Source organism: Serratia sp. root2, assembly GCF_031931805.1.
In the GTDB taxonomy this organism is placed as follows: Bacteria; Pseudomonadota; Gammaproteobacteria; order Enterobacterales; family Enterobacteriaceae; genus Serratia; species Serratia inhibens.
The window spans coordinates 20705-45668 of sequence record NZ_JAUJXB010000004.1; the positions used below are offsets into that span (position 1 = coordinate 20705).

Here is a 24964-nt window from a genome sequence, read left to right on the forward strand (position 1 = left end):
ATGGCATATCTCACCGTCACCCGCCTCAACAAACGCTATGGCCAAACCCAGGTGTTTCAGGATATCGATTTCACCGCCGAGGAGGGCGAGTTCGTCACGCTGCTCGGGCCGAGCGGTTGCGGTAAATCCACGCTGCTGCGTTGTCTGGCGGGGCTGACATCGGTCGACAGCGGGCAAATCTTGCTGCAGGGCCAGGATCTGGTGCCGGTGCCGCCGCAAAAGCGCGGTATCGGCATGGTGTTCCAGAGCTATGCGCTGTTCCCTAACATGACCGTTGAAGGCAACGTGGCGTTTGGATTGAAAATGCAGAAGCTGGCGGCCGGGCAGATCCTCCAGCGGGTACAGGAAGTGCTGGCGCTGGTGGAGTTGACCGAACTGGCGAAGCGTTACCCGCATCAGCTGTCCGGCGGGCAGTGTCAGCGGGTGGCGCTGGCGCGCTCGTTGGTGACACGCCCGCGCCTGCTGCTGCTCGACGAGCCGCTGTCGGCGCTGGATGCACGTATCCGCAAACACCTGCGCGAACAGATCCGCCGTATCCAGCGCGAGCTGAACCTGACGGCAATCTTCGTCACCCACGATCAGGAAGAGGCGCTGACGTTGTCGGATCGCATCGTGCTGATGAACAAGGGCCAAATCGTGCAGAGCGGCGATGCGGAAACCCTGTACACCCAGCCGGCTAACGTTTTCGCCGCCGGGTTTATCGGCAACTACAACTTGCTGAGTGCCGAACAGGCGAGCGCACTTACCGGCCGCAATTATGCCGGCAAGGTGGCGATACGTCCTGAATCGATCGCGCTGCTGCCGGCCGGGCAGGGGATTGAGGGGATGATCATCAGCCATAGCCTGCTGGGGAATGTGGTACGCTACCGTGTCCAGGTTCGTGGCATCGAGCTGTTGGTTGACGCGCTCAACCGGTCGGTCGAGGATTTGCGGCCCGACGGCAGCGAAATTGGGCTACACTTGGAAACTGTTACATTACGGGAAGTTGCATGACTTCGCTGCGGCACTCAATGATAACTCCAGGATAATTCCTGCCGTTGCGTTAACCCTCCAATATGCGGTCTGCAGCCTGTTACCGCTGTCCTGCCCGACTACCGCCCGGCAGGCAGGATAGCCTGCTATACCCGTCGCCTTTCAAGCTGCAGGTGTGTTGGCCGCGCGGTCTCACCCCAGTCACTTACTTGAGTAAGCTCCTGGGGATTCACCCGCTTGCCGCCGTCCTGCAGCCCGAAATTCATAGGGTATGGATTTGATTTTTCCTGCCGGGCGTTAATGGAGCGTATTTTCCGTGTTGACCCTTCTTCACCTGCTTTCCGCCGTGGCGCTGTTAGTGTGGGGCACCCACATCGTGCGCACCGGTATTATGCGGGTCTACGGCGCTAATCTGCGCCGGGTATTGAGCGACAGCGTCGAGAAAAAACCGCTGGCGTTCGTCTCCGGTATCGGCGTAACCGCGCTGGTGCAAAGCAGCAACGCTACCGCGCTGCTGGTCACCTCTTTCGTCGCGCAAGGGTTGGTGGGGCTGGCGCCTGCGCTGGTGATCATGTTGGGTGCCGACGTCGGCACCGCCTTGATGGCGCGAGTGCTGACCTTCGATCTTTCCTGGCTGTCGCCGCTGTTGATTCTGGTCGGTGTTTTCCTGTTCCTCAGCCGCAAGCAAACCCGGGTTGGCCAAATGGGGCGCGTGTGCATCGGCCTTGGGCTGATCGTATTGGCATTGGAGCTGATCGTGGCCGCCGCGACGCCCATTACCCAGGCGGCGGGCGTGAAAGTGCTGTTTTCGTCGCTGACCGGCGACGTGATGCTGGATGCCCTTACCGGCGCGTTGTTCGCCATCGTCAGCTATTCCAGCCTGGCGGCAGTATTGTTGACCGCCACTCTTACCGCATCCGGCGTGATCTCGCTGAAAGTGGCGCTGTGTCTGGTAATTGGCGCCAATCTCGGCAGTGGCTTGCTGGCGGTCATCAATACCAGCGGCCAGAACGCCGCCGGCCGTCGGGTGGCGCTCGGCAGCCTGCTGTTCAAGCTGGTAGGCTGCGTGCTGGTACTGCCGTTTGTCTCTTATCTGGCGGAGGTAATGACCCGTCTGCCGGGCGAAAACGAAGAACTGGTGATCTACTTTCACGTCTTCTATAACCTGATCCGCTGCCTGATACTGATCCCGCTGGCCGGGCCGATGGCGCGTTTATGCGAAACCCTGATTGCCGATGTGGCGGCCGACGATCCCCGCCTGCGGCCGCGACACCTGGACGCCAGCGCGCTGGATACGCCGACGCTGGCGCTGGCCAATGCGGCGCGTGAAACCCTGCGCATGGGCGACGTGGTGGAACACATGATGATCCTGCTCCGCGAAGTGCTGCACGGCAAGAATGGGCAGGATAAAGAGGTGCGCCGCTTGGACGACGATGTCGACGTGTTGTATACCGCCATCAAGTTGTACCTGGCGCAGATCCAGAAAGAGGATTTGGGCGAGGAGGATTCGCGCCGTTGGGCGGAAATCATCGAAATGGCGCTGAACCTGGAGCAAGCCGGGGACATCATTGAGCGCATGACCGGTGACGTGGCGGCGAAATCGCACGCGGCACGGCGAGCGTTCTCGGCGGAAGGGTTGGCGGAGCTGGATACGCTGCATGAACGGCTGGTCGGCAACCTGCGCCTGAGCCTGTCAGTGTTCCTGTCCGGCGATCTTACCAGCGCCAAACGGCTGCGACGCTCCAAGCACCGTTTCCGCATTCTGGATCGCCGCTACGCGCATGCGCACGTCGATCGCCTGCATCAGCAGAACGTGCAAAGCATCGAAACCAGTTCGCTGCATCTGGGGTTGTTGGGGGATATGAAACGCCTGAACTCGCTGTTCTGCGCGGTGGCCTATAACGTGCTGGATCAGGATGAACGCGATGATGAGCGTGAGTGGGACGATACGCCGAGCACGCTGTAAAAAAATGCCCCCGATTAAATCGGGGGCATTGCAGGTTTATTTACCGCGGTTTATTTACCCGAAAAGACCCCCGCCTTGGCATCGGCGGCCTGATTATTGATGTAGCCGCCAACCGGCGTTTCCAGTTTGACCGCGCTTTTACCGGCGATACCGAGCAGCGCGCCGGCAGAAGCCGCCGCATCAAGATGCCCGCCGCCCTGATAGCGGTTGCCTGTCACATCCTGCCGTTCCACCTTGCCGTTACCCAATGCTACCTGGCCCTGCTGGCTGCGGATCTCACCGCCGGTCAGGTGGGTTTTCCCTTGCACGTTCAGCGCAACGCCATTTTTCCCGCTGATGGCGGACTGCACGCCAACCGCATCGTTATCGACCACATCGGCGTTCACCTTGAACTGCCCTTGCAGCCCGGCAGGGCCGGTCAGCGCTTCTTTGGACTTGTTGCCCAGGAAGCGAGCACCGCGATCCCACAAGGGGCCTTTCTCTTTTGCACCCGCCGGCGTTTCCGGCAGCGTCACCTTGCCATCGGTCTTGCTGAAACTGACCGTACCGGCGGTATCCTGCTTCGGATCGAGGCGACGGGCCAGGCTGTTGTACTTGTCGGTGGTCGCGTCGGCCACTTTATTGATGCCGCCTTCCAGTTTCTCCTTCACTTTACCCGCATAGTGCGGAGTACCCACTTTCGACAATTTTGAGGTGATGCTGCTGGCCGGATCGTTGGTGTGACTCAGGCCGACATCCACATTGACCTTCACGCTGCTTTCGTTGTCCTTGCGGCTTTCGACGCGCAGATCGCCGCCGATGTTGCCCTGAACCTGATCGGCGTCCACCCGGGCGCCGGCCAGCCGGGTATCTTTGTCGCTGTTGAGCGTCACTTTCCCGGCGTTAATCAGGGTGTTGCCCTGCGTGGTTTTCTCCAGTTGATCCACGCCGACCTTCACGCCGGCACCCAGGGTGTGGGTATCGCTGCCGCTGGCGGTGTCAACCTTGCCGCCGGCATCCTTGTTGAAGGATTGACCGCCTTTGGCGTTGGCCTTCAGCCCCAGATTCACATTGTTTTTCTGCTCCTGGTTTTGTACCGACTCAAGCACGATGCCGCCATTTTTCGCTTCGAGCGAAGCGCTGCTGCCAGTGACTTCGGCGCCCTGTAGATGCAAGGCGTCATTTCCTGTGCCGCCGGCGGTAATCTTCACGGCGCCGCCACTGGTGACCTTGCCGCCCTTATGGGTGGTGGAGGATTCATTTACCTTGGCGATATCAAACGCGCCGCCAAGGGAAATGCCGCCACCGCTCTTTTTGGCGGAGTCGGTGCTGTTGCCACCGAGATCGATATTGCCCGACAGGCTATCATCCTTACGCTTCTGGTGGGCGTCCGCCGCCGTCAGTGCAACCTGATTGCCCGCCTTGAGCGTAACGTCACCGTCGCTGGTCAGCACGCTGCCTTGCAGCGAAAGATCGCGGCCTGCGTCCAGCTCCACGCCCTGGTTGCCGCCGATGTTGCTGACCTGTGCGCTGCTGCCGTCGCTTTCACCCTGGCTGCGACCACCGCCAAACCCGACGCCAACGTTTTTGGTTTCTGGCGTGGAGCCGCCTTTGGCCGAGGCCTTGACCGTGAAGCCATTGTGGCTCTCATGGTGGGTATCGGTGGCCTGATCAAAACGGATGTTGCCCTCTTCGGCTTTCACCCGCACCTTGCCGTCACCGGCGTCCAGCGCGGTACCCTGATAAACCGCGTCCTTTTTAACCCGGATGTCGATACCTTTGGCGGCGCTGATGCTGCCGGTGGCCGCCTGGCCGGCCGAACTTTCACTGCGTTTGCTGCCGCCTTCGCCTTTGGCGTCCACGGTCAAATCGCTGCCGGTGGTGGTATAGACGCGTAAGCCGGCGCTGCCGTGAGTTTCGTTGCGGTTTGCCTGTTGGCGGTTTTCCGCCGCCTCACTGCGATGCCTGTCCGCCGTCAGCGTTACCGCGCCTTGCGTCGCCTGATATTGGGTGCCGCGATCGTGTACTTCGCCAGTAGCGGTCACCTCTATCGCCCCGGCGGTAATGTTGCTGACTACCGCCTTTGAATCGCCGGTGCGCGTTTCACTGCTGCCGCCCTTGGCGCCGATATCCAGCCCGACATTCGGCGCGCCGATACCGCCGATTTCGTTAATGACGCCGCTGGCGTCCAACTGGGCGACTTTACCCACCGCGCGTTCCACCGGGCGGGTAACCGCGCTGTAATCGAGGTTGGCGCCGATATCCACGCCGACGTCTGTTTTGCGGGTAGTGCTGCTTTCGCTGTTAGTGGCCTCAAGATGGGAGACGTTGGCGGCTTTTTCCTGATATTTTCCACCCACCTGATGCTGCGCGCCCTGCTGGGTTAGCCGATCTTTAGCGGTAATCGTCAGGTTGCCTGCGACATGAGTGCCGGAGGTGACCGCCTTGCTGTTTTCCGCGTGGGTTTTGCCGTTCTCATAGCCGCCCTCGATGCCGGAACCGAGTTTGTCGATGCCGCCGGTGTAATAGACGCCGCCACCGATTTTGGTCGTTTCGGTATCCGAGGTGGTTTTGTCATCGGCTGCCAGGAAGGCGACGTTATTGCCGCTGATGCCGGCATCGCCTTGCGTGGTAACCAGTTTGGAGCCGCTGAAGGTCACGTCTTTATCCGCTTCCAGTGCTACGCTGCCACCGCTCAGCATGGATGCCTGATGTTCGGTACGGGTGGTTTTATCGCTGTCGCTGGTATGTTCAAGGCGCAGACCGGCGCGGTATTGCTTGTCGCCTTTCTCATTGGCATAGCCGTTGATGGCGAGCGCTGTTTTCCGTTCGTCGATGCTTTGCTGCTGCTCGGCGGCCTTGACGTTGATATTGCCGCCGGAGCGGACGTCCAGCTTACCGACGCTGCTCACCTTGCTGCCCACCACGTCGGTATCTTGATGGCTGACCAACTGCAGGTTGGTATCGGAAACCAGTTCACTGGCGGTAGTGTGCTGATGGCTGTTATTGGACTTTTGCGAACTGCTGGTGATGTTGAAGGCGGTACCGGTGCGGGCATCAATCCTGTCCACGGTAGTGCTGAGGGCGTTATCAATACGTAGGCCACCGGCAGCGGCTTCAACGAAACCGCCTTGTTTGCCTCTCGCTTTGCTGCCGGTAATGGCCACGCCCTGCTTGCCGTTAAGCCGCAGGGTACCGTCGGCGGTCAGTTCGGAGGCGTTGCTGGTCTCGTGACGGTTACTGTTGTCTTTATTATCGCCGCCGCCGATCCCGCCCCACGAGGTTTTATTGTCGTGTACCCTTTTCGTGTTAGCGGTCTTTTGCACGTCGACGTTGATACGTTCGTTGGCGTTTACGGTGAGGTTGCCCTTCGCATGGACTTTGGCGCCTTGAGTGAGCAGGCTGTTGCCGGCTTTAAGATCCAGTTCACCGCCGGCGTGCAAATCGCTGGCTTTCAGGCTCTCGGTTTCGTTGCTGTTGTTCCAATTGCCGGTGCGCAGGCTGGAAGTATGGTTGCGCTGGTAACCGCGCTCGCTGGTTTTGTCCCGCTCGATCAGCCCGGCGATTTGCACATCGCGGCTGGCCTCGATTTTAAGTGCGTCGCCCGCTGCAACCGTGGCACCGAGTAGCTTCACATCTTGCGCAGTGGCGGTCAGCGTGGCGTTTTTGATTGCGGTGACGGTGCTGCCGACTTGCCGGATCTGCTCATTTTCTCGTGTCACGTCGTACTGCCAGGAGTAGAACCATTGGTCGTTGGTCTGGCCCTGGGTTTGCTTCAACTGTTGGCCGTCGAGCGTCAGGCTGGCGCCTTGCAGTTTGATCTCATCCCCGCGAATGTCGGTGGCGGTCAGGTGGTTGCTGTTATCGGCCAGCAGGCTGATATTTTTGCCCACCAGTTCGGTGCGCGTCAGTTTCTGGCTGGTGCTGCGGTCATTGATATAGATACCGCCGCGATAGTTTTGATAGTTCTCACTGCTGTTGCGGCTGGTGCTGGCGTCACTGACCTGACTGTCGGCGCGGATGTCGTAGGCTTTCACGCTGATGTCGTCGCTGCCCCGCAGGTTGCCTGCCAGCTTCACGCCGCTGCCGGCTGCCGTATTGATAATGTTGATGCGCCCGGCCTGCATGCTGCCAAGGTAGTAGCTGTCCAACGCGCTCAGCGGCTTTTCGCTGCTGAGCACTTGCGCATCGCGCGACACGCGGTTATTGCCGCTGATGGCGTTGATATCCGATACCGTTTTTCCGGTTTTTTTGTCGAATACCGGCGCGATGATCACCTCGCCACGGCTGTCGATTTTCGGTGCGATCAGATCCAGCACGCCGCCGGCGTTAAGTTTGCCTTCAAGGCTCAGGGTATTCGCGTTACCCAGCGTGCTGTAGCCCTGCAGCATGCCGTTTTCCACCAGTGGGTTGCCCACCACCAGCGATGAACGGCTGGTATTGATAAAGCCGCAGCCGTCGCAGCTGATACCATTCGGATTGGCCAGCACATAGTCGGCCGCCATGCCGAAGATTTCCTGCTGGCCGTGCAACAGTGACGGATTGCGGCTGATCACTTCATTGAGGATCACGCTGGCTGCCTGACCATTCAGGTTCGGGTTGGCGCCCAGTTGGCCGGCCAGTTGCGACTGCCCAGCGTCGCGTGAGTTATTCAGCACGGCGCCCGGCTGGTTGACGTTAAAGTCCTGATACTGGTTATGCGACAGTCCGTGATCGTTGGGCGTCACGATGTTGACTACCTGCGCGCCGGTGGCGGCGGTGGAAACGCCGGGGCCGTTGGCCCCATTGGCCGCTACGATCTCCCCCGCGTAGCCGGCGCCGTACGAGGCGAGAATGATCGCCAGTGACGCGGCCAGCTTGCCCGCTGCGGAAAGCCTGAAGTTATTATTTTTCATCCATGTATCTCCCTATATCGCTGTGGTAGTGCAAAAACGCTGACTAAAAGGTGTATGAGAAGCGCGCCAGCAGTTGGATCGGATCATCCGGCATCGGGTGCTCGGACAGGATCCACCCGCGGCTGGCTTCTACGTCGAGAATTGCCCGCTGGTAACGCAGGGTGGCGCCGGCGCTCAGGCCGGCGCTGCTTTGCCAGCCCGATGGCCGATTGTCGCGCGGCAGGACCCGCCCCACGTCGGCGCCGATACGCGGAATGAGGGTGCTATGACCCAGGCTGAAGTTGCGCGACAGGGTATTTTGCAGATACCAACCGTTGTCGCCGGACAGCGTGCTGCGGCTGAACCCGCGGATTGCGCTGCGGTCGGTCAGGCTGAGCCATTCCACGCCAGGCAGGCTATCGCGGCTGTATTGTCCGTACAGCAGGTTGCTGAGCTGATAAATTGAACCGGCAAGCTGTACACGTTGACTGAGGTTGGCAAACAGTTTGCCTTTGGTGAATTGAGCGTCGGGTAGCCCGGTCGCGGCGTGACGATCCGCGCCAAACCAGGGTAATCCCTGCTCCACGCTGAGGTTGGCGCTGATCAGGCCGGTGGGCAGGATCTGCAGGTGGTTGATCCCCAGTTCAAACAGGCTGAGCGTTGGGCTGCTGAGGCCGATGCGCACGGTGTCGAAATAGTTATCGATGCGTTTATGAGTGAGCTGGCCGTTGAGGGCATTGATCTGATCGCGATCGCGGTAAAACACATAGTCGCCGCGCAGGCCATATTGCTGAGTCTGGCCGTGCAGCTTATAGCGGTTGAACGTCAACTGCTGATGGTTCACGTATTCCGAATAGCTGGCGAATCCGCTGAAGGTGAAAGCGCCATAGGGCAGGGAATAGAGCAGAGTGTAGGCGCGGTTATAGCGCTGCGCCGAGTCTTTCAGCGTGCTGGCGGCGTTCAGGCTGACGAAATCCGACAGGCCGAATGGGCTGTCCAGCGTGGCGGTCGTGCGTGCCAGCCACTGGCCGGTGTTTTTTTGGCCGTAATTGTCCGTCGTGGCCGTCAGTTGCCAAGGCTTGGCGTGTTGGTTATTCAGGCGAATAATGGAGCCGCCTGTTTGATTTCCCGGCAATATATCCAACCGGGTTTTGTTTGATTGCAAACGATTGGCTTGATCCAATCCCTGATCGAGCTGAGTTAATTGCAAGGGTTTGCCTTCGAGCCCGGGGAATAATAATTGGCTATTCACCCAGCGGTCGCCACCCTCTATTTTTTCGATAAACCCTTCGGTGACCCGCAGCCCTAATTCGCCATCGGTATTAGGGCGAACAAATTGCACGCGCGCGGTGATGTAACCTTTATCGACGTATAACCGAGTTAATTCGCGCGTAAGTCGGTTAATGTCATTGCTGCTGATACAGCGCTGCGGCAAGGCGCTCAGCGTTGCCAAATCTTTCGCGGACAGCAGGGTGATCCCCTGTAAATACACGCCACCGATCGGCAAGCACTGCGCAGAACGCGGTAGCGCCGGGGGCGCAGGTGCGGGTTCCGCCAAGAGTTGCTGTTGCTTGAGCTGCTGATAACGGCGTTGTTCTATCTGCTGATTCACTTCACGCGTGCTGTCTTGCAAGGCGCGGCGTGATTCGCTCATCGGTGAAAAATCACCCATTTCTGGCAGAGTAGCGGCGGGGAGTGCGTTGCTGAACAGCAGCGCCAGGACAAGGGTTTTTTTAATCATTGTAATCCATTATGAGAAGCTGCCGGGCAGCCTGCTCAATCCATGAGGGTCAATAACGGACGGCCGGTGGCCGGCCCGAAACAGCGAGCGACAATCACATTGCGGGGTTCTTTTATTGCTCAGGGCAAATAAGAAGGTGGGTTTTTATTATTACCAATAATAATTAGGCTGCTTGTTTTTATTTTTCAATGCATGCCCATTAATTACCCCAAAGGAGGTAATAAGACTCACTCGTTGGTTTTTTTCTTTTCGCTCTTACTTCCGGTTATCGGCAGAGTTAAGAAGAATCTGAATTTTTATTTTGTCGGGGGATAATAAGGGATGGAGGTAATTCTGACAATCCAACCGGTGGGAAATACGAAATTTCGCAGAAGCGGAGTGGGGGGCGCAAATGACTGCGCCCCGGCGTGAGATTATTTTTTCTTGATCGGTCGGCCAGACCAGTACCCTGCCAGCAGCGAGCCGGAAAGGTTATGCCACACGGAGAACAGGGCGCCCGGCAGCGCGGCCAGCGGAGAGAAGTAAATCTTGCCCAGCGTCGCCGCGAGCCCGGAGTTCTGCATGCCGACTTCAATGGCCAGCGTGCGGCAGGTGGATTCGTCGAAGCCGAACAGTTTGCCGCCCCAGTAACCGCTCAATAAGCCAATGCCGTTATGCAGGATCACTGCGATGATCACTACCAGCCCGACGGAGGCGATGTGACTCTGGCTGCCTGCGACTACCGCACTGATGATCGCCAGGATGCAGACCATCGACAGCGCCGGCAGGAATGGCTCGATACGTTTGACGGTTTTGGTAAAGGTGTGATGCACGATCAGGCCGAGGCCAATCGGGATCACGACGATCTGCAGGATGCTCAGCAGCATGCCCATCACATCGACGCTGATTTCGGTATCCACATACAGGCGGGTCAGCAGTGGCGTGGCGAATACGCCCACCAGCGTGGAGACCGCCGAAATGGTCACCGACAGTGCTACATCCCCTTTTGCCAGGTAGATCATTACGTTGGAGGCGGTGCCGCTGGCTACGCTCCCGACCAGCACCATCCCGGCGGAAAGATCCGGCGGCATATGGAACAGCATGGCCAGCAACCAGGCCGCCAGCGGCATGATCAGGTAATGCAGAAAGATGCCCGCCGCCACAGGAGCGGGGCGCGACAGCACGCGCTTGAAGTCATCCAGCCGCAGCGTGACGCCCATGGCGAACATGATCAGCATCAGCAGCGGGCTGACGTAGGGACCAATACCGGTGAAGGTGGTGGGTGTAGCGTAGGCGGCGGCGGCAAGCAGCACCGCCCACAGGGGGAATAATCGGGTTAGTAATGCCAGCATGAATAGGGTTTTCCTTAGCCAAAAAGGGAATTATGGGATGGAGTTATGTTTTTTTGCGGGTTCAGCGTGCTGGGCCCCTACAAATTATGAACGGCCTTTTTTAGACGTAGGGGCGCAGCATGCTGCGCCCGCAATGGGGTGAGATCCGGTTATTCGAACAGATTGTGATGCAGAGTACGCACTACCTGTTCGGCGTCATCGCCCGGTACCAGGAAGCACAGGTTGTAGCTGCTGGCACCGTAGCAGATCATGCGGATATTGAACGGATCAAGCACGCCGAATACTTCTTTGCCCACGCCGCAGGCCTGGGAAAGCTTGTTGCCGATTATCGCCACCAGCGCCAGGTTCTCCTCCACTTCCACCCGACACAACGACGACAGCTCGGTCAGCAGCGAGGTGGTCAGCAGACTGCCGCCGGTGGAGGTGGAGCCGGTGGTGTCCATGGTCAGTGCCACGCTGACTTCGGAGGTGGTGATCAAATCTACCGAAATATTGTGGCGCGCCAGAATGCTGAACACTTCGGCCAGGAAACCGCGTGCGTGCAGCATATTGAGGCTGTGCAGCGTTAACAGGGTTTGTTTGCGGCGCAGCGCCAATGCGCGGAACAGCGGCGGGTTCTTGGTGGTATTGCACACCAGGGTGCCGCCGGCGGACGGATCCTTGCTGGAACCGACAAACACCGGAATATCGCTGCGTACTGCCGGCAGCAGGGTGGCCGGGTGCAGCACCTTCGCGCCGAAGGTGGCCATTTCAGCCGCTTCTTCAAAGGTGATTCTGTCGATGCGCTTCGCCGTAGGGACCACGCGCGGGTCGGTGGTGTAGATGCCAGGTACGTCGGTCCAGATATCCACCCGGCTGACGCTCAGCGCTTCACCCAGCAGGGCGGCGGTGTAATCGCTGCCGCCACGGCCCAGTGTGGTGGTGCGGCCCTTCGGTTCGCTGCCGATAAAGCCTTGCGTGACTACCAGCGCTTCCTGCAGACGCGGTTTGAGCAGCGTCTGGGTCAGTTCTTTCAATACCGCGCTGTCCGGCGTGGCGCGGCCGAAATGATCGTCGGTATGCATCACCTTGCGCACGTCAAACCACTCCGCCTGCACCTTGCGGCTACGCAGGATCTCAACGAAAAGCAGGGTGGACATCAGTTCGCCGTGGCTGACCAGTTCGTCGGTCAGTGCCGTAGAGGTCGCCAGCGCCGCCGCTTCGGACAGCATGGCGATGTTTTCCAGCATGCGGTCGATTTCCTCGCGGATCACCGCCGGGTTATCGAGGCGGTCGAGAATGGCGTACTGGATGCGGCGGATTTCATCGAGCTGGTAGTTGCGTTTGTCGGCGTCGCTGCCTTCGGCCAGTGCGACCAGCAGGTTGGTGACGCCTGCAGAAGCGGATAAGACCACCAGGCGGACCTGCGGATTGGCGAGTACGACGTCGGCGCTGCGGTTCATGGCTTCATAGTCGGCAACGCTGGTGCCGCCGAATTTGGCCACAACGGTAGAATTTTGGGGTGCTGCTTGGTTCATGTAAAACCTCGTGTCAGGGATGCCCTATTTTGAGAGCACTTTTTTCCATAGCCTTGGCACAAGGGGAGAGCGATAAACAGGGGGCAGACGTAGAGGTTGAAACTACGATACACCCAGAAGCGCCCCACCTTGCTGATTGCCCCCGCGGGGCAAACTTTGGTGACAACCCAGGGGATTCAGCCCCTGTAGCCGATACGATGAATGCCGTGCATCACCCTACCTCGGCGTCGCTCCCCCTCAAGTGCCGTCATGGGAAACGGCTCCTCTGACACTCTACCTGGGCGACGCGCCTCTTCTGGCTTGCGCACCGGGTGCGCAAGTAGGCTGATAGGAATAGCCGGTTATTGCGCTTGTGTCAACGGTCAGACGTTGAGGGATTTTCAATTTGCACTAACGCTATCAGCGTGCAGGGTATGGCGGGGACAAAACCGGTGCCTATCGGTTGCAGCTTGCCATCCTCGCGTTGGCACAACAGCGGAATAACGCCCTGATGTTTTTCCAGATATTCCAGCCAGCCAAAGTTTTCGTTCAGCTTGGTGGCCTTGATGGTCGCGCCTTTGGCGATCAGGCTGCTTAACCGGCCGTAGGTGGCCTCCTGATTGAACAGGATTTCGTGGCGGCGGAAGCGCGAACTTTCCGAGCTGTTGCCACGCCCTTTCAGCGGTGCGCCGGAGCGGATGGCGAAGACCTGTTCGTCACCGAAGATATGGCCGAAGTGGTACACCGCCAGCGCATTCTGATGGCGATTGGGCGAGAGCGCCAACACCTGCGCGGTATCGCTCAGATCGAGGTAGTTCTCGGCATGTTCGGAGTAAGCATGCCCATAATAGGCGGGAATACCCTCCATACGCGCCTGGCGGTAATATTCCCAACTGCTGTCGGTGACAAGCACCGGGATGTTCATTTTTATCAACGCCTGTGCCAGCATGCGTGCCACGCTGTTGGCGCCGACGATCAGCACGCCGCGCGGTTTTTGCTGCTGTACCCGCAGCCAGCGCGCCATCATGCCGCTGGTCAGGCTTTGCAACACCACCGTGCCGATGATGACGGCGAACACCACGGTCACCAGCCGATCGGCACCCTGATAGCCGCTGCGCTGCAATGTCAGGGCGAACAGCGAGCTGACCGCTGCGGCGACGATGCCGCGTGGGGCTATCCAGCACAGCAGCAGGCGGTCGCGCCAATGCAGGGAAGAACGCCAGGTCGACACCGCAATGCACAGCGGCCGGGCGATAAACTGGACCACCAGCAGCAAACCCAGCAGCGGCCAGCCCATGTTCCAAAGCGCATGGATATCCAGCCGCGCCGCCAGAATGATGAACAGCGCCGAAATCAGGATAGCCGACAGCTCTTCCTTGAACGCCAGAATGTCGCTGGTATCCACATCGCGCATATTGGCCAGCCAAATGCCCATTACCGTCACCGTCAGCAGACCGGATTCGTCGGCAATGGCGTTGGATACGCCAAAGGCGGTCAGCATGATCGCCAGCACCGCCAGGTTTTGCAGGTAGCGTGGCAACCAGACACGGCGCAACGCCAGCCCCAGCAGATAACCGAACAGCGCGCCGATCGCCAGGCCGACGGCGGCGGTAATGCCCAGTGTCCAAAACAGGTGGGTATAGGACTCCGAATGCTGCTTCAGCACGATAAACTCAAACACCAGCAGGGTGAAGATGGCGCCAACCGGGTCGATCACTATCCCTTCCCAACGCAACACCTGGTTGATATTGGCATTGGGCCGCACCACGCGCATCAGCGGGGCTATCACCGTAGGCCCGGTCACCACCGTTACCGCGCCGATCAGCGCTGCCAGCTCGGGCGGAAAGCCCAGCAGCCACCAGCAGGCGACGCCAATCACCAGGAAGGTCATCAGCATGCCGATGGTCACCAGGTTGCGCACCACGCCGCCCAGGCCGCGTATTTCCTCTACCCGTAGCGTCAGCGCGCCTTCAAATAAAATGATCGCCACCGACAGCGATACCAGCGGGAACAGCAGATCGCCGAACAGCGCGTCCGGCTGGACCAGATGCACTGCCGGCCCCAGTACGATGCCAAACAACAGCAGGGGCAGAATGGCTGGCAGCCGCAATAGCCAGGCCAGCCATTGCGCCAGCAGTGAACTTAAACCGATGATCACCAACATCAGTGGGGCAGATAATTCCATGGTGGAGGTCCTTCTCGAATAGGCTATCAGCAACAATGGCACATTTCAGTGACAGTTCGGCAACCCTGATAACAGGCTGTTATCCAAAAGTATAGGGGAATGGCTGAAACGATGCAGGGGACGTTTGACAGTTAGCGCCTATCGCAAGAAAAGAGATCATAATCACGGTCGAACAGGCTACAATCGGGCAACCACGTCACATTTATTCTCAAGCCTAAGAGTGTTGCTATGAAAAATATCAATCCTAGTCAAACCGCTGCTTGGCAAGCCCTGCAGCAACATTTTGAACAGATGAAAGATGTCCGGATCAGCGATCTGTTCGCTCAGGACAAAGACCGTTTCTCTCGCTTCTCCGCCACCTTCAACGATCAGATGCTGGTGGACTACTCTAAAAACCGCATCACCGCAGAAACGCTGGAGAAGCTGCAGGCGCTGGCGAAAGAAACCGATCTGCAAGGCGCGATCAAATCGATGTTTGCCGGCGAGAAAATCAACCGCACCGAAGACCGCGCGGTGCTGCACGTTGCCCTGCGCAACCGCAGCAACAGCCCGATTATCGTTGACGGCAAAGATGTGATGCCGGAAGTGAACGCGGTGCTGGCCAAGATGAAACAGTTCTGCGACCGCGTGATTGGCGGCGACTGGAAAGGCTATACCGGCAAAGCGATTACCGACGTGGTGAATATCGGTATCGGCGGTTCGGATCTCGGCCCTTATATGGCTACCGAAGCGCTGCGTCCTTACAAAAATCACCTGAATATGCATTTTGTCTCCAACGTTGACGGCACCCATATTGCCGAAACGCTTAAACCGCTGAACCCGGAAACCACGTTGTTCCTGGTGGCGTCCAAAACCTTTACCACGCAAGAAACCATGACCAACGCCCACAGCGCGCGCGACTGGTTCCTGAACACCGCCGGCGATCAAAAGCATGTGGCTAAGCACTTTGCGGCGCTGTCCACCAACGGCAAGGCGGTAGGTGAGTTTGGTATTGATACAGCCAATATGTTCGAGTTCTGGGACTGGGTTGGCGGCCGTTATTCTCTGTGGTCGGCGATTGGCCTGTCTATCGCGTTGTCGCTGGGCTATGAGAATTTCGAACAGCTGCTGAGCGGCGCGCACGAGATGGACAAGCACTTCGCGAACACCCCGGCGGAGCAAAACCTGCCGGTACTGCTGGCGCTGATCGGCATCTGGTACAACAATTTCTTCGGTGCAGAGACTGAAGCGATTCTGCCGTACGACCAGTACATGCACCGTTTTGCCGCTTACTTCCAGCAAGGCAATATGGAATCGAACGGCAAATACGTGGATCGTAACGGTAACCCGGTTGATTATCAGACTGGCCCAATCATCTGGGGCGAGCCGGGCACCAATGGCCAGCACGCGTTCTACCAGCTGATTCACCAGGGCACCAAACTGGTTCCTTGCGACTTTATCGCACCGGCCATCAGCCACAATCCGCTGAGCGACCACCACGCTAAACTGCTGTCGAATTTCTTCGCGCAGACCGAGGCGCTGGCATTCGGCAAGTCGCTGGAGGTGGTGGAAGAAGAGTTCGCCGCTCAGGGCAAGACTGCGGAAGAAGTCAAACACGTGGCGCCGTTCAAGGTGTTTGAAGGCAACCGTCCGACTAACTCCATCCTGCTGCGCGAGATCACGCCGTTCAGCCTGGGCAGCCTGATTGCGCTGTATGAACACAAGATCTTCACCCAGGGCGCGATCCTGAACATCTTCACTTTCGACCAGTGGGGCGTAGAGCTGGGCAAACAGCTGGCTAACCGCATCCTGCCGGAGCTGGCGGGTAGCGAGAAAGTCAGCAGCCACGACAGCTCAACCAACGCGCTGATCAACCGCTTTAAAGAATGGCGTTAATAGCTGTATCCGATTGATGCCAACAAAAAACCCGCCGCGGCGGGTTTTTTTACATCTGGATGATTACAGATTGATAGGCACTTCGAAGCTGATGCCTGCGCCCACGTCATCGGCGGTGCTGGCATTGTTATCGGTATACCACAGGCTGGTATCAAACTTGACCTGGGAATCCAGGGTGTAACCCCAGCCGAGTTGAATGCCTTTCAGCGTGTCAGATTTCGGGAACGCATGGTTGATTGACTGGCTGTTCGGGTTCACTTTGGCGTACACCAAACGGGTGCTCCAGCGTTGGCTGTCATCCAGCACCAGTTCTACGCGCCCGGACAGCATTTGGCCGTCACCGCCCATCGCATGGCCCAGCGGATAACCCTGCTGATAGTAGCCGCCTTTGTAGGTGTAATGGGTGTAAACATAGTTTTTGCGGTTCATATCGGCACGGGTATCAGCCCCTTCGATAGACCAGTTGATGGTGGTTGGGCCCCATTCCGGGTGGCCTTCCAGACCCAGCAAGTAGGTGTTTTGTGACGGCAGGAAGCCCGCTTCATCTTCACCCACCAACTGACCATATAAACTTACCGGCAGGCCAATCAACGGCTGCATTTTCAGCTTGAAGTCGAAGCCGGCGAGCTGGTTGCCCGGATCGTTGCCTTTGCCCGAATCATCGTTATCCTTGCCGGTGAATGCGTCCCAGAAGGAGCTAAAGGACTGAGGTCGACCGCTGCCGCCCCATTCCATAATGCGTGAGGCACCCAGTTCCAGGAAATCGGTCGGCATCATGGTAAGGCGACCACCAATCAGCTTGGTATCAGGTACGGAAGAATATTGCGACAGCTGGCCTGCGGTCAGCTGGTACTGCCAGCGGCCAATCCAGGACAGCCAAGGCGTTTCAAACGGAGACTGGTCGGCGCGTTGCAGCATAAAGCCGGCCACCGGGCGTGCGGCGTCGGAGCGAATCAGGCTGCCGTCGTAACCCGGGCCCCACCATTGGGATACTTCACCGAAGGACAGCCATTGGTTCCAGATTTTTACTGCGCCGTAGGAGCCATTCAGGTTGAATTTTGAGCCGTCGCTGACGCGTTGATCGCCTTCGACTGAACCTTGTACACGCACGTCCCAGAATTCGCCGTTGGCACCGGCGCCGATAGTCAGGCGATCGTCAGCATATTCATTCTGACCGAAGCCCTGCGGGGTACCGGGTTTGTCGGTAGAGGCATAGCCGCTGACGCGGATATTGGCTTTCAGGGCATCGACACGGCGCTGAACGCGGTCAATAACGCTTTTCTCGGTATTGGTTACCGGCTTGGCTTGTGAAATAACCGAGCTGATTTCTTCCTGGCTCAGTGGCCAGGTGGACAAACTGACGTTAATCACGCCGCGGTCGGACAACCAGGCGAGGTCGTTGCGCAGATCGTTATCAGGAGTGACCAGGCCGGCGGCGTGGCCGGTTAATGCACAGGTAAACAGGCCCGCCGCGACCAGTCCGTTAAGTTTAGCGCGCATAAAGAATTCCCTTGTTAATTCGAGGTTATTAGTTTTATGTAAAGATCTATGTCCCATCATAGTTGACATTTCAATTTGCTACAAATATATCAACCAGAAATATCCTAATGTAACTGATTGAATTAAATTGAGTTTAAAGTGATTTCATCAGGGTAATAAATTTTAAGATAATGCCTATGTTAGGATGCGCGGATAATTTTAGCGGTATTTAAGGGGAGTTCTTATGGCGAAAACATCGCGTTCGATAATGATTGCGAAGGGGTTGCAGCGGATACTGAACGTTGGGCTGCTGCTGCTGGCGGCGATCTTGATCGTTTTTTTGGTAAAAGAAACCATTCACTTGGCGAAAGTATTGTTTGTAAACAGTGAGGAATCATCGTCTTATCTGTTGATCGAAGGCATCGTGATTTACTTCCTGTATTTTGAATTCATCGCCTTGATCGTCAAGTATTTTGAGTCGGGATACCATTTCCCGCTGCGCTATTTCATCTATATCGGCATTACCGCGATTATTCGTTTGATCATAGTGGATCATAAAAACCCATTCGATACCTTGATTTATGCCGGGGCGATATTGCTGTTGGTAGTGACTCTCTATCTGGCCAACACCGACCGCTTGAAACGCGAATAACCCATATAAAAATGGCGGCCCACAGGGCCGCCGAAGACACAGGTATTGATCGGAAAGAACTGAAGTACATCAAGCGCATTGCAGTGGCAAAAACCTTAACCTTTGACCCCGCCGGCCGTCAGGCCACCCACCAACCAGCGCTGAGCCAGCAGGAATACGGCGGTAATTGGAATGGCTGACAACACCGCCGCAGCGGCAAAGTCACCCCATAAATAGTTCTGCGGGTTCAGATATTGCTGCATCCCCACCGCCAGCGTGTAGCTGTTGACGTCGCGCAGCAGCAGAGAGGCTACCGGCACCTCGGTAATAGCGGCGATAAACGACAGAATAAACACCACCGCCAAGATCGGCACCGACAATGGCAGGAGCACCAGGCGGAAGGCCTGCCACGGGCTGGCGCCATCCAGCGCCGCCGCTTCTTCCAGCGAATTGTCGATGGTTTCGAAATAGCCCTTGATGGTCCAGACGTGCAGCGCAATGCCGCCCATATAGGCGAAGATCACCCCGCCGTGGGTGTTCAGGCCGATAAAGGGAATGTACTGACCCAGGCGATCGAACAATGCGTACAGCGCCACCAGCGAAAGCACTGCCGGGAACATCTGGAAAATCAGCATGCTTTTCAGCAACGTGCTTTTACCGCGAAAGCGCATGCGGGCAAAGGCATAGGCGCAGGTCGTGGACAGTGTGACGATGCCGATGGCGGTGATCACCGCGATCTTGATCGAATTCCATAACCACAGCAGCACCGGGAATGGCGGCGGGGTGACGCTGCCATCGGCGTGCGTCACGCTCATGCCGAGCGCCAAACGCCAGTGATCCCACGAAATCTGCTCCGGTATCAGACTGCCGGTGGCAAAGTTGCCGGAGCGCAGTGAAATCGTCACCACCATCAGCAGCGGGAACATGATCAGGGCAATAAAGCACAGCATCAAAGTGTGAGTCATCCACAGGCGCAGGCGCTGGGATTTGGGTTGGACCATAGCCATTATTTTCTCCCTAGTCGAAGTTCATCTTGCTGGCTTTCAGATTCAGGATCGCCAGGGCGCCTACCAGCAGGAAGATCAGCGTGGCAATCGCGGCCGCCAGACCGAAGTCCTGCCCGCCGCCGCCTTCAAAGGCGATGCGGTAGGTGTAGCTGACCAGCAGGTCGGTATAACCGGCTGGCGTGGTGGTGCCGATCATGTCCGGCCCGCCGTTGGTCAACAGCTGAATCAAGACGAAGTTGTTAAAGTTAAAGGCGAAACTGGCAATCATCAACGGCGTCAGCGGCTTGATCAGCAACGGGAGAGTGATGCGGAAAAAGTTCTGCATCGGGGTAGCGCCGTCCATTGCCGAGGCTTCGTACAGATCGTCGGGGATCGCTTTCAACAGCCCCATGCACAGGATCATCATGTACGGATAACCCAGCCAGGTGTTGACGATCAGAATCATGCTTTTGGCGGTAATGGGATCGCTGAACCAGGCCGGTTTGATGCCGAACAGATGGCTGAGCATCATGTTGATTTCACCGAAGCTTTGGTTAAACAACCCTTTGAAAATCAGAATAGAGATAAACGACGGTACCGCGTAGGGCAGTATCAGCATGACGCGATATACCGCTTTGCCTTTCAGCGCTTCCCACTGCACCACGCAGGCCAGCACCATGCCTACTGCCACGGTGAGGATCACGGTCAGCACCGAGAACACGATGGTCCAGATAAAGATCGAGACGAACGGTTTTTTGATGCCTTCATCCTGCAAAACGCGCAGGAAGTTTTTCCAGCCTATGGTGACGGTGTATCCCGGGCTAAGGGTTTCTTTGGCCCAGTGACCGTCGACATTCAGCGCTTGATAGAAGCCAATGTCCGGGTTCGGCCGATATTGAATATGGGTCTGTTGGTCGGTCAGCACCTTGCTGTCTTTATCCAGCAGGTACAGCGGAGAGGTGCCGGAAAACTGGCGCAGTGAACTCATGCGCAGCTCGCCGCCTTCCGGTAACTGTGCCACCAATTGGCTCAGTGCCTGGCGGTTCTGAGTAATCACCCGCAGCGTGGCGCGTTCGCCTGCCGGTTCGGCATTTTCCACCGTCAGTTTCAGCGTTTGCGGCGTGTTGGCATCAAAGCTGAACGGCCCGGAAATCAGTTGTTGGCCAGTGTCAGGATGGGTTAACTGCAGGCGCCACTGCTGATTTTCCGCCGGGTACAGGCCGAAAGTGAAAGTCTTGCCGGTCTGGAACTGGCGTTGCATCAGCACCGACTGGGCACGCTCAAAGGTGAGCTGGTTGGTGCTGCTGTAGTTGGTAAAGGCGATGGCGATGGTGCAAATCAGCGGAAACAGGACAAACAGCCCCATGCCGGCGATGCCCGGATAGACGTAACGCCAGGCGTAAGCACGGCGGTTGGCGAAGACATAAAGCCCGGCGCTGACCAGAATCAGCGTCAGAATGGCAAACAGGTATTCACCCTGTGCATACATCAACACAATCAGGTAGCAGGTAACCAGACTGAACAGGCCGATCACCAGCCATTTCAGTACGTCACTCTGCCACCACTTCGATTTCTTGCGCGCAGGCGACCCGGCGTGAGCTAATTGCATAGGGTGTTCCTTTCTGTAGATCAACAGCGGGACGCTTGTCCCCTTCATACTTGAAGCTACCCCTTTGTTGGCTGCGTCCGCTCACCCCGGTCACATAGCTCTCTATGCTCCCGGGGATGTGCGTACTTGCCGTCGCGGTGTCACTCCAATTATTTGGGGGATGCTAATCCCGCACAGCGTCGTTTGTTACTTGGTAATACGGGTTTGCACGTCATCCAGCGCGGCTTTCACCGTCTGGCGGCCACTGACGGCGTTGATCACCGCGCTGCGTTCGGCGTACCAGAAGGCGCTCATCTGCGGGATGTTAGGCATGATTTCGCCGGTCTGCGAGTTTGCCATGGTGGCGGCAATCTTCGGATCTTTCGCCAACTGTTCCTGGTATGATTTCAGCGCCACGGCGCCCAGTGGTTTGTCCTTGTTGACGTCCGCCAAACCCTCGTTGGTCAGCAGGTAGTTTTCCAGGAATTCGGTCGCCAGCTCTTTATTCGGGCTGGCGGCGTTGATCCCGGCGGTCAGCACGCCGACGAAGGGTTTGGACGCCTTGCCTTTGAAGGTCGGCAGCAGGGTAACGCCGTAATTGATTTTGCTTTGTTCGATGTTTGCCCACGCCCAAGGACCGTTGATGGTCATTGCGGTCTGGCCTTTGTTGAATGCGGCTTCGGCAATCGAATAATCGGTATCGGCGTTGACGTGTTTGTTTTTCACCAGATCGACGATGAACTGCAGGCCGGCCTGTGAACCGGCGTTGGCAACGCCGACGTCCTTGATGTTGTACTTGCCGTTCTCATACTTGAAGGCATAACCGCCGTCGGCGGCAATAATCGGCCAGGTGAAGTAGGGTTCCTGCAGGTTCCACATGATGGCGCTCTTGCCTTTGGCGCGCAGCTCTTTGTCCAGCGCCGGGATCTCTTCCCAGGTTTTTGGCGCTTCTTTGATCAGGTCTTTGTTGTAAATCAGCGACAGCGCTTCTACCGCGATCGGGTAGCCAATCAGCTTGCCGTCATAACGCACCGCGTCCCAGGTGAACGGGAACAGCTTGTCCTGGAAGGCTTTGGAAGGGTGGATTTCGGCCAACAGGCCGGACTGCGCGTAGCCGCCAAAGCGGTCATGAGCCCAGAAGATGATGTCCGGGCCGTCGCCGGTGGCGGCTACCTGCGGATATTTTTCTTCCAGCTTGTCCGGGTGCTCAATGGTGACTTTAATGCCGGTGTCTTTCTCAAACTTTTTGCCGACTTCGGCCAGGCCGTTATAGCCTTTATCGCCGTTGATCCAGATAACCAGTTTCCCTTCCTCGATCTTGGCGAAGGCGGAAGAGGAAAGCACCAAGGTGGTCAGAGCGGAAAGCACCAGCGTACGGGCGGTGGTAAAGCTGCGAGTCATAATCCAATCCTTCTTTTTTGTGGGCACGTAAATCAAGGAGAGAGGTTTCGCGGTAATAGTGGGTCACAAAGCGACACATTCTCATCCTCCCCCCCTCTACGCCCCACAGCTGCGTAGTGTGATCCAGTTAACGTTGTGCCCTATTCTGTGGTGTCAGGCACAGAATAGGGTGACGATTTTTGCCATACGGATCACAGATTTGCTTTAAGCGTTGAACTTCTCGCCGCGCCTGTCGTTCTCTCATCCTCCCATCTCCTCCCCCATGAAAAATCTTGTTACGGATGATTACCCCTTGTGGGGATTACCGCAGTATCGGCCACATTGATTTTCATCGTCACGTGCAGCAGGGAACCGGATTTATGTCGCTAATGCCTACCGTCACTCAACCCGCCTTGTACCGGATCCATCCGGTCAGTTTCCGCGATGGAAACGGGGACGGCGTGGGCGACGTGCACGGCATGGTTGCGGCGCTGCCTTACCTGAAAACGCTGTCTATCGATGGCCTGGTATTACCGCATGAGCTGTCGGCGCAAGCCGCCGCTGCGGTAGCCGCTCAGGGGCTTGGGCTGTGGTACTGCGATGGGCAGAGCCTTGTCCGCCACTCTGCCGCCCGGCAACAGTACGTCCGCAGTCCGTTGGCGCTGGAGGTTGTGCCCTTCAGCATCGAGCGACTGGTTGAGGTATTGCATGCCCGTCGCACCACGCTGGCTGACAGTCTGTGGAGCACCGGCGATGCCGACCAGCCACGGGTGGTCAGCCATTGGGGGCAAGGGAATTTACGCTCCGCCGATGCGTTTTTGACGCTGCTGGCGATGTTGCCTGCGCCTGTCTGCCTGTATCAGGGCGAAGAATTGGGCCTGCCGCATGCCGCCGGCCTGCAGGATCCGCTTGGCGCGCAAACGCCGATGCCGTGGCACGAGGCACCGGAACAGGTGACTGCAGGGGAGATCCATTGGTATCAGCAGGTGGCGATAGAGCACCGCGCGCTGGCGATTAGTCGTCAACAGCATGACAGCCAATCCACTTTACGTTACTGCCAGTCGCTGCTGGCGCTGCGTCGCTTACCGGTGATCCAGCACGGTGAGTTGAGCGCAGTCAGCCAAAAGAATGGTGTGGTTCGTTTACTTATTACCCATCAGGATCAATGCCTTGAAGCGCTGATTAATCTGCAGCCTTATACTCAGGCGGCCGCGCCGTCTGAGGCGACCTTGCCGCTGGCATGGCAGCACGGCGCGCAGCAAGAGGGTCATCAATGGGTTTTGGCGGGTTTTGCATCCGCCATTTTTACGCGAAATGTTAACTGCGAAAGCAGGGGAGTAACGCATGGCTAGCGTCACACTGCGCAGCGTTTATAAGGCCTTCGGCGAAGCTGTGATTTCCAAAGACGTCAATCTGACCATAGATGACGGTGAGTTTGTGGTGTTTGTCGGGCCATCGGGCTGCGGCAAATCGACGCTGCTGCGCATGATCGCCGGGCTGGAGGACATTACCTCCGGTGACCTGTTGATCGGCGATAAACGCATGAATGAAGTACCGCCTTCTGAACGCGGTATCGGGATGGTGTTCCAGTCCTATGCTCTTTACCCGCATTTGTCCGTGGCCGACAACATGTCGTTCGGCCTGAAACTGGCGGGAGCGAAGAAAGCGGAGATCAGCCAGCGGGTGAATCAGGTATCGGAAGTGCTGCAATTGGCTCATCTGCTCGACAGGCGACCCAAAGCGCTGTCCGGCGGGCAGCGTCAGCGGGTGGCGATCGGCCGTACGCTGGTGGCGGAACCCGATGTGTTTCTGCTCGACGAACCGCTGTCAAACCTTGACGCTGCGCTGCGGGTACAAATGCGCATCGAGATTTCCCGTCTGCATAAACGCCTGCAGCGCACCATGATTTACGTCACCCACGATCAGGTGGAAGCGATGACGCTGGCCGACAAGATCGTGGTGCTGGACGCCGGGCGAGTAGCCCAGGTCGGCAAACCGCTGGAGCTGTATCACTACCCGGCCAACCGCTTTGTCGCCGGCTTTATCGGTTCGCCAAAAATGAATTTCCTGCCGGTCAAAGTGACCGCCGCAGAGCCGCAACAGGTGCAGGTCGAACTGCCTAACCGCCAGCTGGTATGGCTGCCGGTGGAAGGCACGCAGGTTCAGGCCGGCGCGAACATGTCCCTGGGCATTCGCCCGGAACATCTGCTGCCCAGCAATGCCTCTGAAGTGACGCTGGAAGGTGACGTACAGGTGGTGGAGCAACTCGGTAACGAGACGCAAATCCACATCCAAATCCCGGCAATTCGTCAGAACCTGGTTTACCGCCAGAACGACGTGGTGCTGGTAGAAGAAGGTGCAACATTCGCTATAGGCCTGCCGCCTCACCGCTGCCATCTGTTCCGTGAAGACGGTACGGCATGTAAACGGCTGCACCAGGAGCCGGGCGTTTAAAGCATCACAGTCTGTATAACAGGAGAA

At 57.7% G+C, this 24964-nt stretch carries 15 protein-coding genes and 1 riboswitch; of the genes, 6 read left to right on the top strand and 9 right to left on the bottom strand.

What is annotated here, in order from left to right; translation table 11 throughout:
• Complete coding sequence (locus tag QZQ97_RS17955) at positions 1 to 993, top strand: ABC transporter ATP-binding protein (protein ID WP_311994569.1); 993 nt, start codon at positions 1 to 3, stop codon at positions 991 to 993.
• Between the two features lie 295 nt (positions 994 to 1288).
• On the top strand, positions 1289 to 2938 hold the full coding sequence (locus tag QZQ97_RS17960) for a Na/Pi cotransporter family protein (RefSeq protein WP_311994570.1): 1650 nt from the start codon (positions 1289 to 1291) through the stop codon (positions 2936 to 2938).
• 50 nt (positions 2939 to 2988) lie between these two features.
• Here the strand turns inward: QZQ97_RS17960 and QZQ97_RS17965 are convergent, their stop codons facing one another.
• From QZQ97_RS17965 to QZQ97_RS17985, 5 genes are all read right to left on the bottom strand, one after another.
• On the bottom strand, positions 2989 to 7812 hold the full coding sequence (locus tag QZQ97_RS17965; protein ID WP_311994571.1) for a hemagglutinin repeat-containing protein: 4824 nt from the start codon (positions 7810 to 7812) through the stop codon (positions 2989 to 2991).
• Between the two features lie 43 nt (positions 7813 to 7855).
• Positions 7856 to 9532 carry a ShlB/FhaC/HecB family hemolysin secretion/activation protein gene (locus tag QZQ97_RS17970; protein ID WP_311994572.1) on the bottom strand — a complete coding sequence of 559 codons (1677 nt, stop codon included), beginning with the start codon at positions 9530 to 9532 and terminating at the stop codon, positions 7856 to 7858.
• Between the two features lie 413 nt (positions 9533 to 9945).
• On the bottom strand, positions 9946 to 10863 hold the full coding sequence (panS, locus tag QZQ97_RS17975; protein ID WP_004948846.1) for a ketopantoate/pantoate/pantothenate transporter PanS: 918 nt from the start codon (positions 10861 to 10863) through the stop codon (positions 9946 to 9948).
• Positions 10864 to 11012: 149 nt separating this feature from the next.
• Positions 11013 to 12380, bottom strand: a complete 1368-nt coding sequence (gene lysC, locus QZQ97_RS17980) for a lysine-sensitive aspartokinase 3 (RefSeq protein WP_311994573.1) — start codon at positions 12378 to 12380, stop codon at positions 11013 to 11015.
• Between the two features lie 109 nt (positions 12381 to 12489).
• Positions 12490 to 12683, bottom strand: a riboswitch (Lysine riboswitch).
• Between the two features lie 52 nt (positions 12684 to 12735).
• On the bottom strand, positions 12736 to 14544 hold the full coding sequence (locus QZQ97_RS17985) for a cation:proton antiporter (RefSeq protein WP_311994574.1): 1809 nt from the start codon (positions 14542 to 14544) through the stop codon (positions 12736 to 12738).
• A gap of 228 nt (positions 14545 to 14772) precedes the next feature.
• Between QZQ97_RS17985 and pgi the strand changes: the two genes are divergently transcribed.
• Complete coding sequence (pgi, locus tag QZQ97_RS17990) at positions 14773 to 16419, top strand: glucose-6-phosphate isomerase (protein WP_311994575.1); 1647 nt, start codon at positions 14773 to 14775, stop codon at positions 16417 to 16419.
• Between the two features lie 63 nt (positions 16420 to 16482).
• Here the strand turns inward: pgi and QZQ97_RS17995 are convergent, their stop codons facing one another.
• Positions 16483 to 17919 (bottom strand): capsule assembly Wzi family protein, encoded by a 1437-nt coding sequence (locus tag QZQ97_RS17995; RefSeq protein ID WP_311994576.1) that lies wholly within the window; start codon positions 17917 to 17919, stop codon positions 16483 to 16485.
• Between the two features lie 223 nt (positions 17920 to 18142).
• On the opposite strand from QZQ97_RS17995, the gene psiE reads away from it, so the two are divergent.
• The gene (gene psiE, locus QZQ97_RS18000) at positions 18143 to 18550 is read left to right on the top strand and encodes a phosphate-starvation-inducible protein PsiE (protein ID WP_311994577.1); all 408 of its coding nucleotides are present in this window, start codon (positions 18143 to 18145) and stop codon (positions 18548 to 18550) included.
• 95 nt (positions 18551 to 18645) lie between these two features.
• On the opposite strand, the gene malG is transcribed toward psiE, so the two are convergent.
• The 3 genes from malG to malE all read right to left on the bottom strand — a co-directional run bounded on the left by malG (position 18646) and on the right by malE (position 22504).
• A complete protein-coding gene (malG, locus tag QZQ97_RS18005) occupies positions 18646 to 19536 on the bottom strand; it encodes a maltose ABC transporter permease MalG (protein WP_004948829.1) in 891 nt (296 codons plus the stop codon).
• Between the two features lie 10 nt (positions 19537 to 19546).
• Positions 19547 to 21124: a maltose ABC transporter permease MalF gene (gene malF / locus QZQ97_RS18010; RefSeq protein WP_311994578.1), complete on the bottom strand. Its 1578-nt coding sequence runs from the start codon at positions 21122 to 21124 to the stop codon at positions 19547 to 19549.
• 186 nt (positions 21125 to 21310) lie between these two features.
• Positions 21311 to 22504 (bottom strand): maltose/maltodextrin ABC transporter substrate-binding protein MalE, encoded by a 1194-nt coding sequence (malE, locus tag QZQ97_RS18015; RefSeq protein ID WP_119805413.1) that lies wholly within the window; start codon positions 22502 to 22504, stop codon positions 21311 to 21313.
• Positions 22505 to 22863: 359 nt separating this feature from the next.
• On the opposite strand from malE, the gene QZQ97_RS18020 reads away from it, so the two are divergent.
• Together QZQ97_RS18020 and malK are read left to right on the top strand one after the other, a co-directional pair.
• On the top strand, positions 22864 to 23835 hold the full coding sequence (locus QZQ97_RS18020; protein ID WP_311994579.1) for an alpha-amylase family glycosyl hydrolase: 972 nt from the start codon (positions 22864 to 22866) through the stop codon (positions 23833 to 23835).
• Positions 23828 to 24937, top strand: coding sequence for a maltose/maltodextrin ABC transporter ATP-binding protein MalK (malK, locus tag QZQ97_RS18025; RefSeq protein WP_311994580.1), 1110 nt, complete (start codon positions 23828 to 23830; stop codon positions 24935 to 24937). The genes QZQ97_RS18020 and malK overlap by 8 nt, the downstream gene beginning before the upstream one ends.
• The last annotated feature ends 27 nt before the right edge of the window (positions 24938 to 24964 follow it).

Excerpts from the sequence above, each read along its gene's own strand:
- QZQ97_RS17955 (WP_311994569.1), top strand. The coding sequence starts at position 1 with ATGGCATATCTCACCGTCACCCGCCTCAACAAACGCTATGGCCAAACC.
- QZQ97_RS17965 (WP_311994571.1), bottom strand. The coding sequence starts at position 7,812 with ATGAAAAATAATAACTTCAGGCTTTCCGCAGCGGGCAAGCTGGCCGCG.
- QZQ97_RS17970 (WP_311994572.1), bottom strand. The coding sequence starts at position 9,532 with ATGATTAAAAAAACCCTTGTCCTGGCGCTGCTGTTCAGCAACGCACTC.
- panS (WP_004948846.1), bottom strand. The coding sequence starts at position 10,863 with ATGCTGGCATTACTAACCCGATTATTCCCCCTGTGGGCGGTGCTGCTT.
- lysC (WP_311994573.1), bottom strand. The coding sequence starts at position 12,380 with ATGAACCAAGCAGCACCCCAAAATTCTACCGTTGTGGCCAAATTCGGC.
- QZQ97_RS17985 (WP_311994574.1), bottom strand. The coding sequence starts at position 14,544 with ATGGAATTATCTGCCCCACTGATGTTGGTGATCATCGGTTTAAGTTCA.
- pgi (WP_311994575.1), top strand. The coding sequence starts at position 14,773 with ATGAAAAATATCAATCCTAGTCAAACCGCTGCTTGGCAAGCCCTGCAG.
- QZQ97_RS17995 (WP_311994576.1), bottom strand. The coding sequence starts at position 17,919 with ATGCGCGCTAAACTTAACGGACTGGTCGCGGCGGGCCTGTTTACCTGT.
- psiE (WP_311994577.1), top strand. The coding sequence starts at position 18,143 with ATGGCGAAAACATCGCGTTCGATAATGATTGCGAAGGGGTTGCAGCGG.
- malG (WP_004948829.1), bottom strand. The coding sequence starts at position 19,536 with ATGGCTATGGTCCAACCCAAATCCCAGCGCCTGCGCCTGTGGATGACT.
- malF (WP_311994578.1), bottom strand. The coding sequence starts at position 21,124 with ATGCAATTAGCTCACGCCGGGTCGCCTGCGCGCAAGAAATCGAAGTGG.
- malE (WP_119805413.1), bottom strand. The coding sequence starts at position 22,504 with ATGACTCGCAGCTTTACCACCGCCCGTACGCTGGTGCTTTCCGCTCTG.
- QZQ97_RS18020 (WP_311994579.1), top strand. The coding sequence starts at position 22,864 with ATGTCGCTAATGCCTACCGTCACTCAACCCGCCTTGTACCGGATCCAT.
- malK (WP_311994580.1), top strand. The coding sequence starts at position 23,828 with ATGGCTAGCGTCACACTGCGCAGCGTTTATAAGGCCTTCGGCGAAGCT.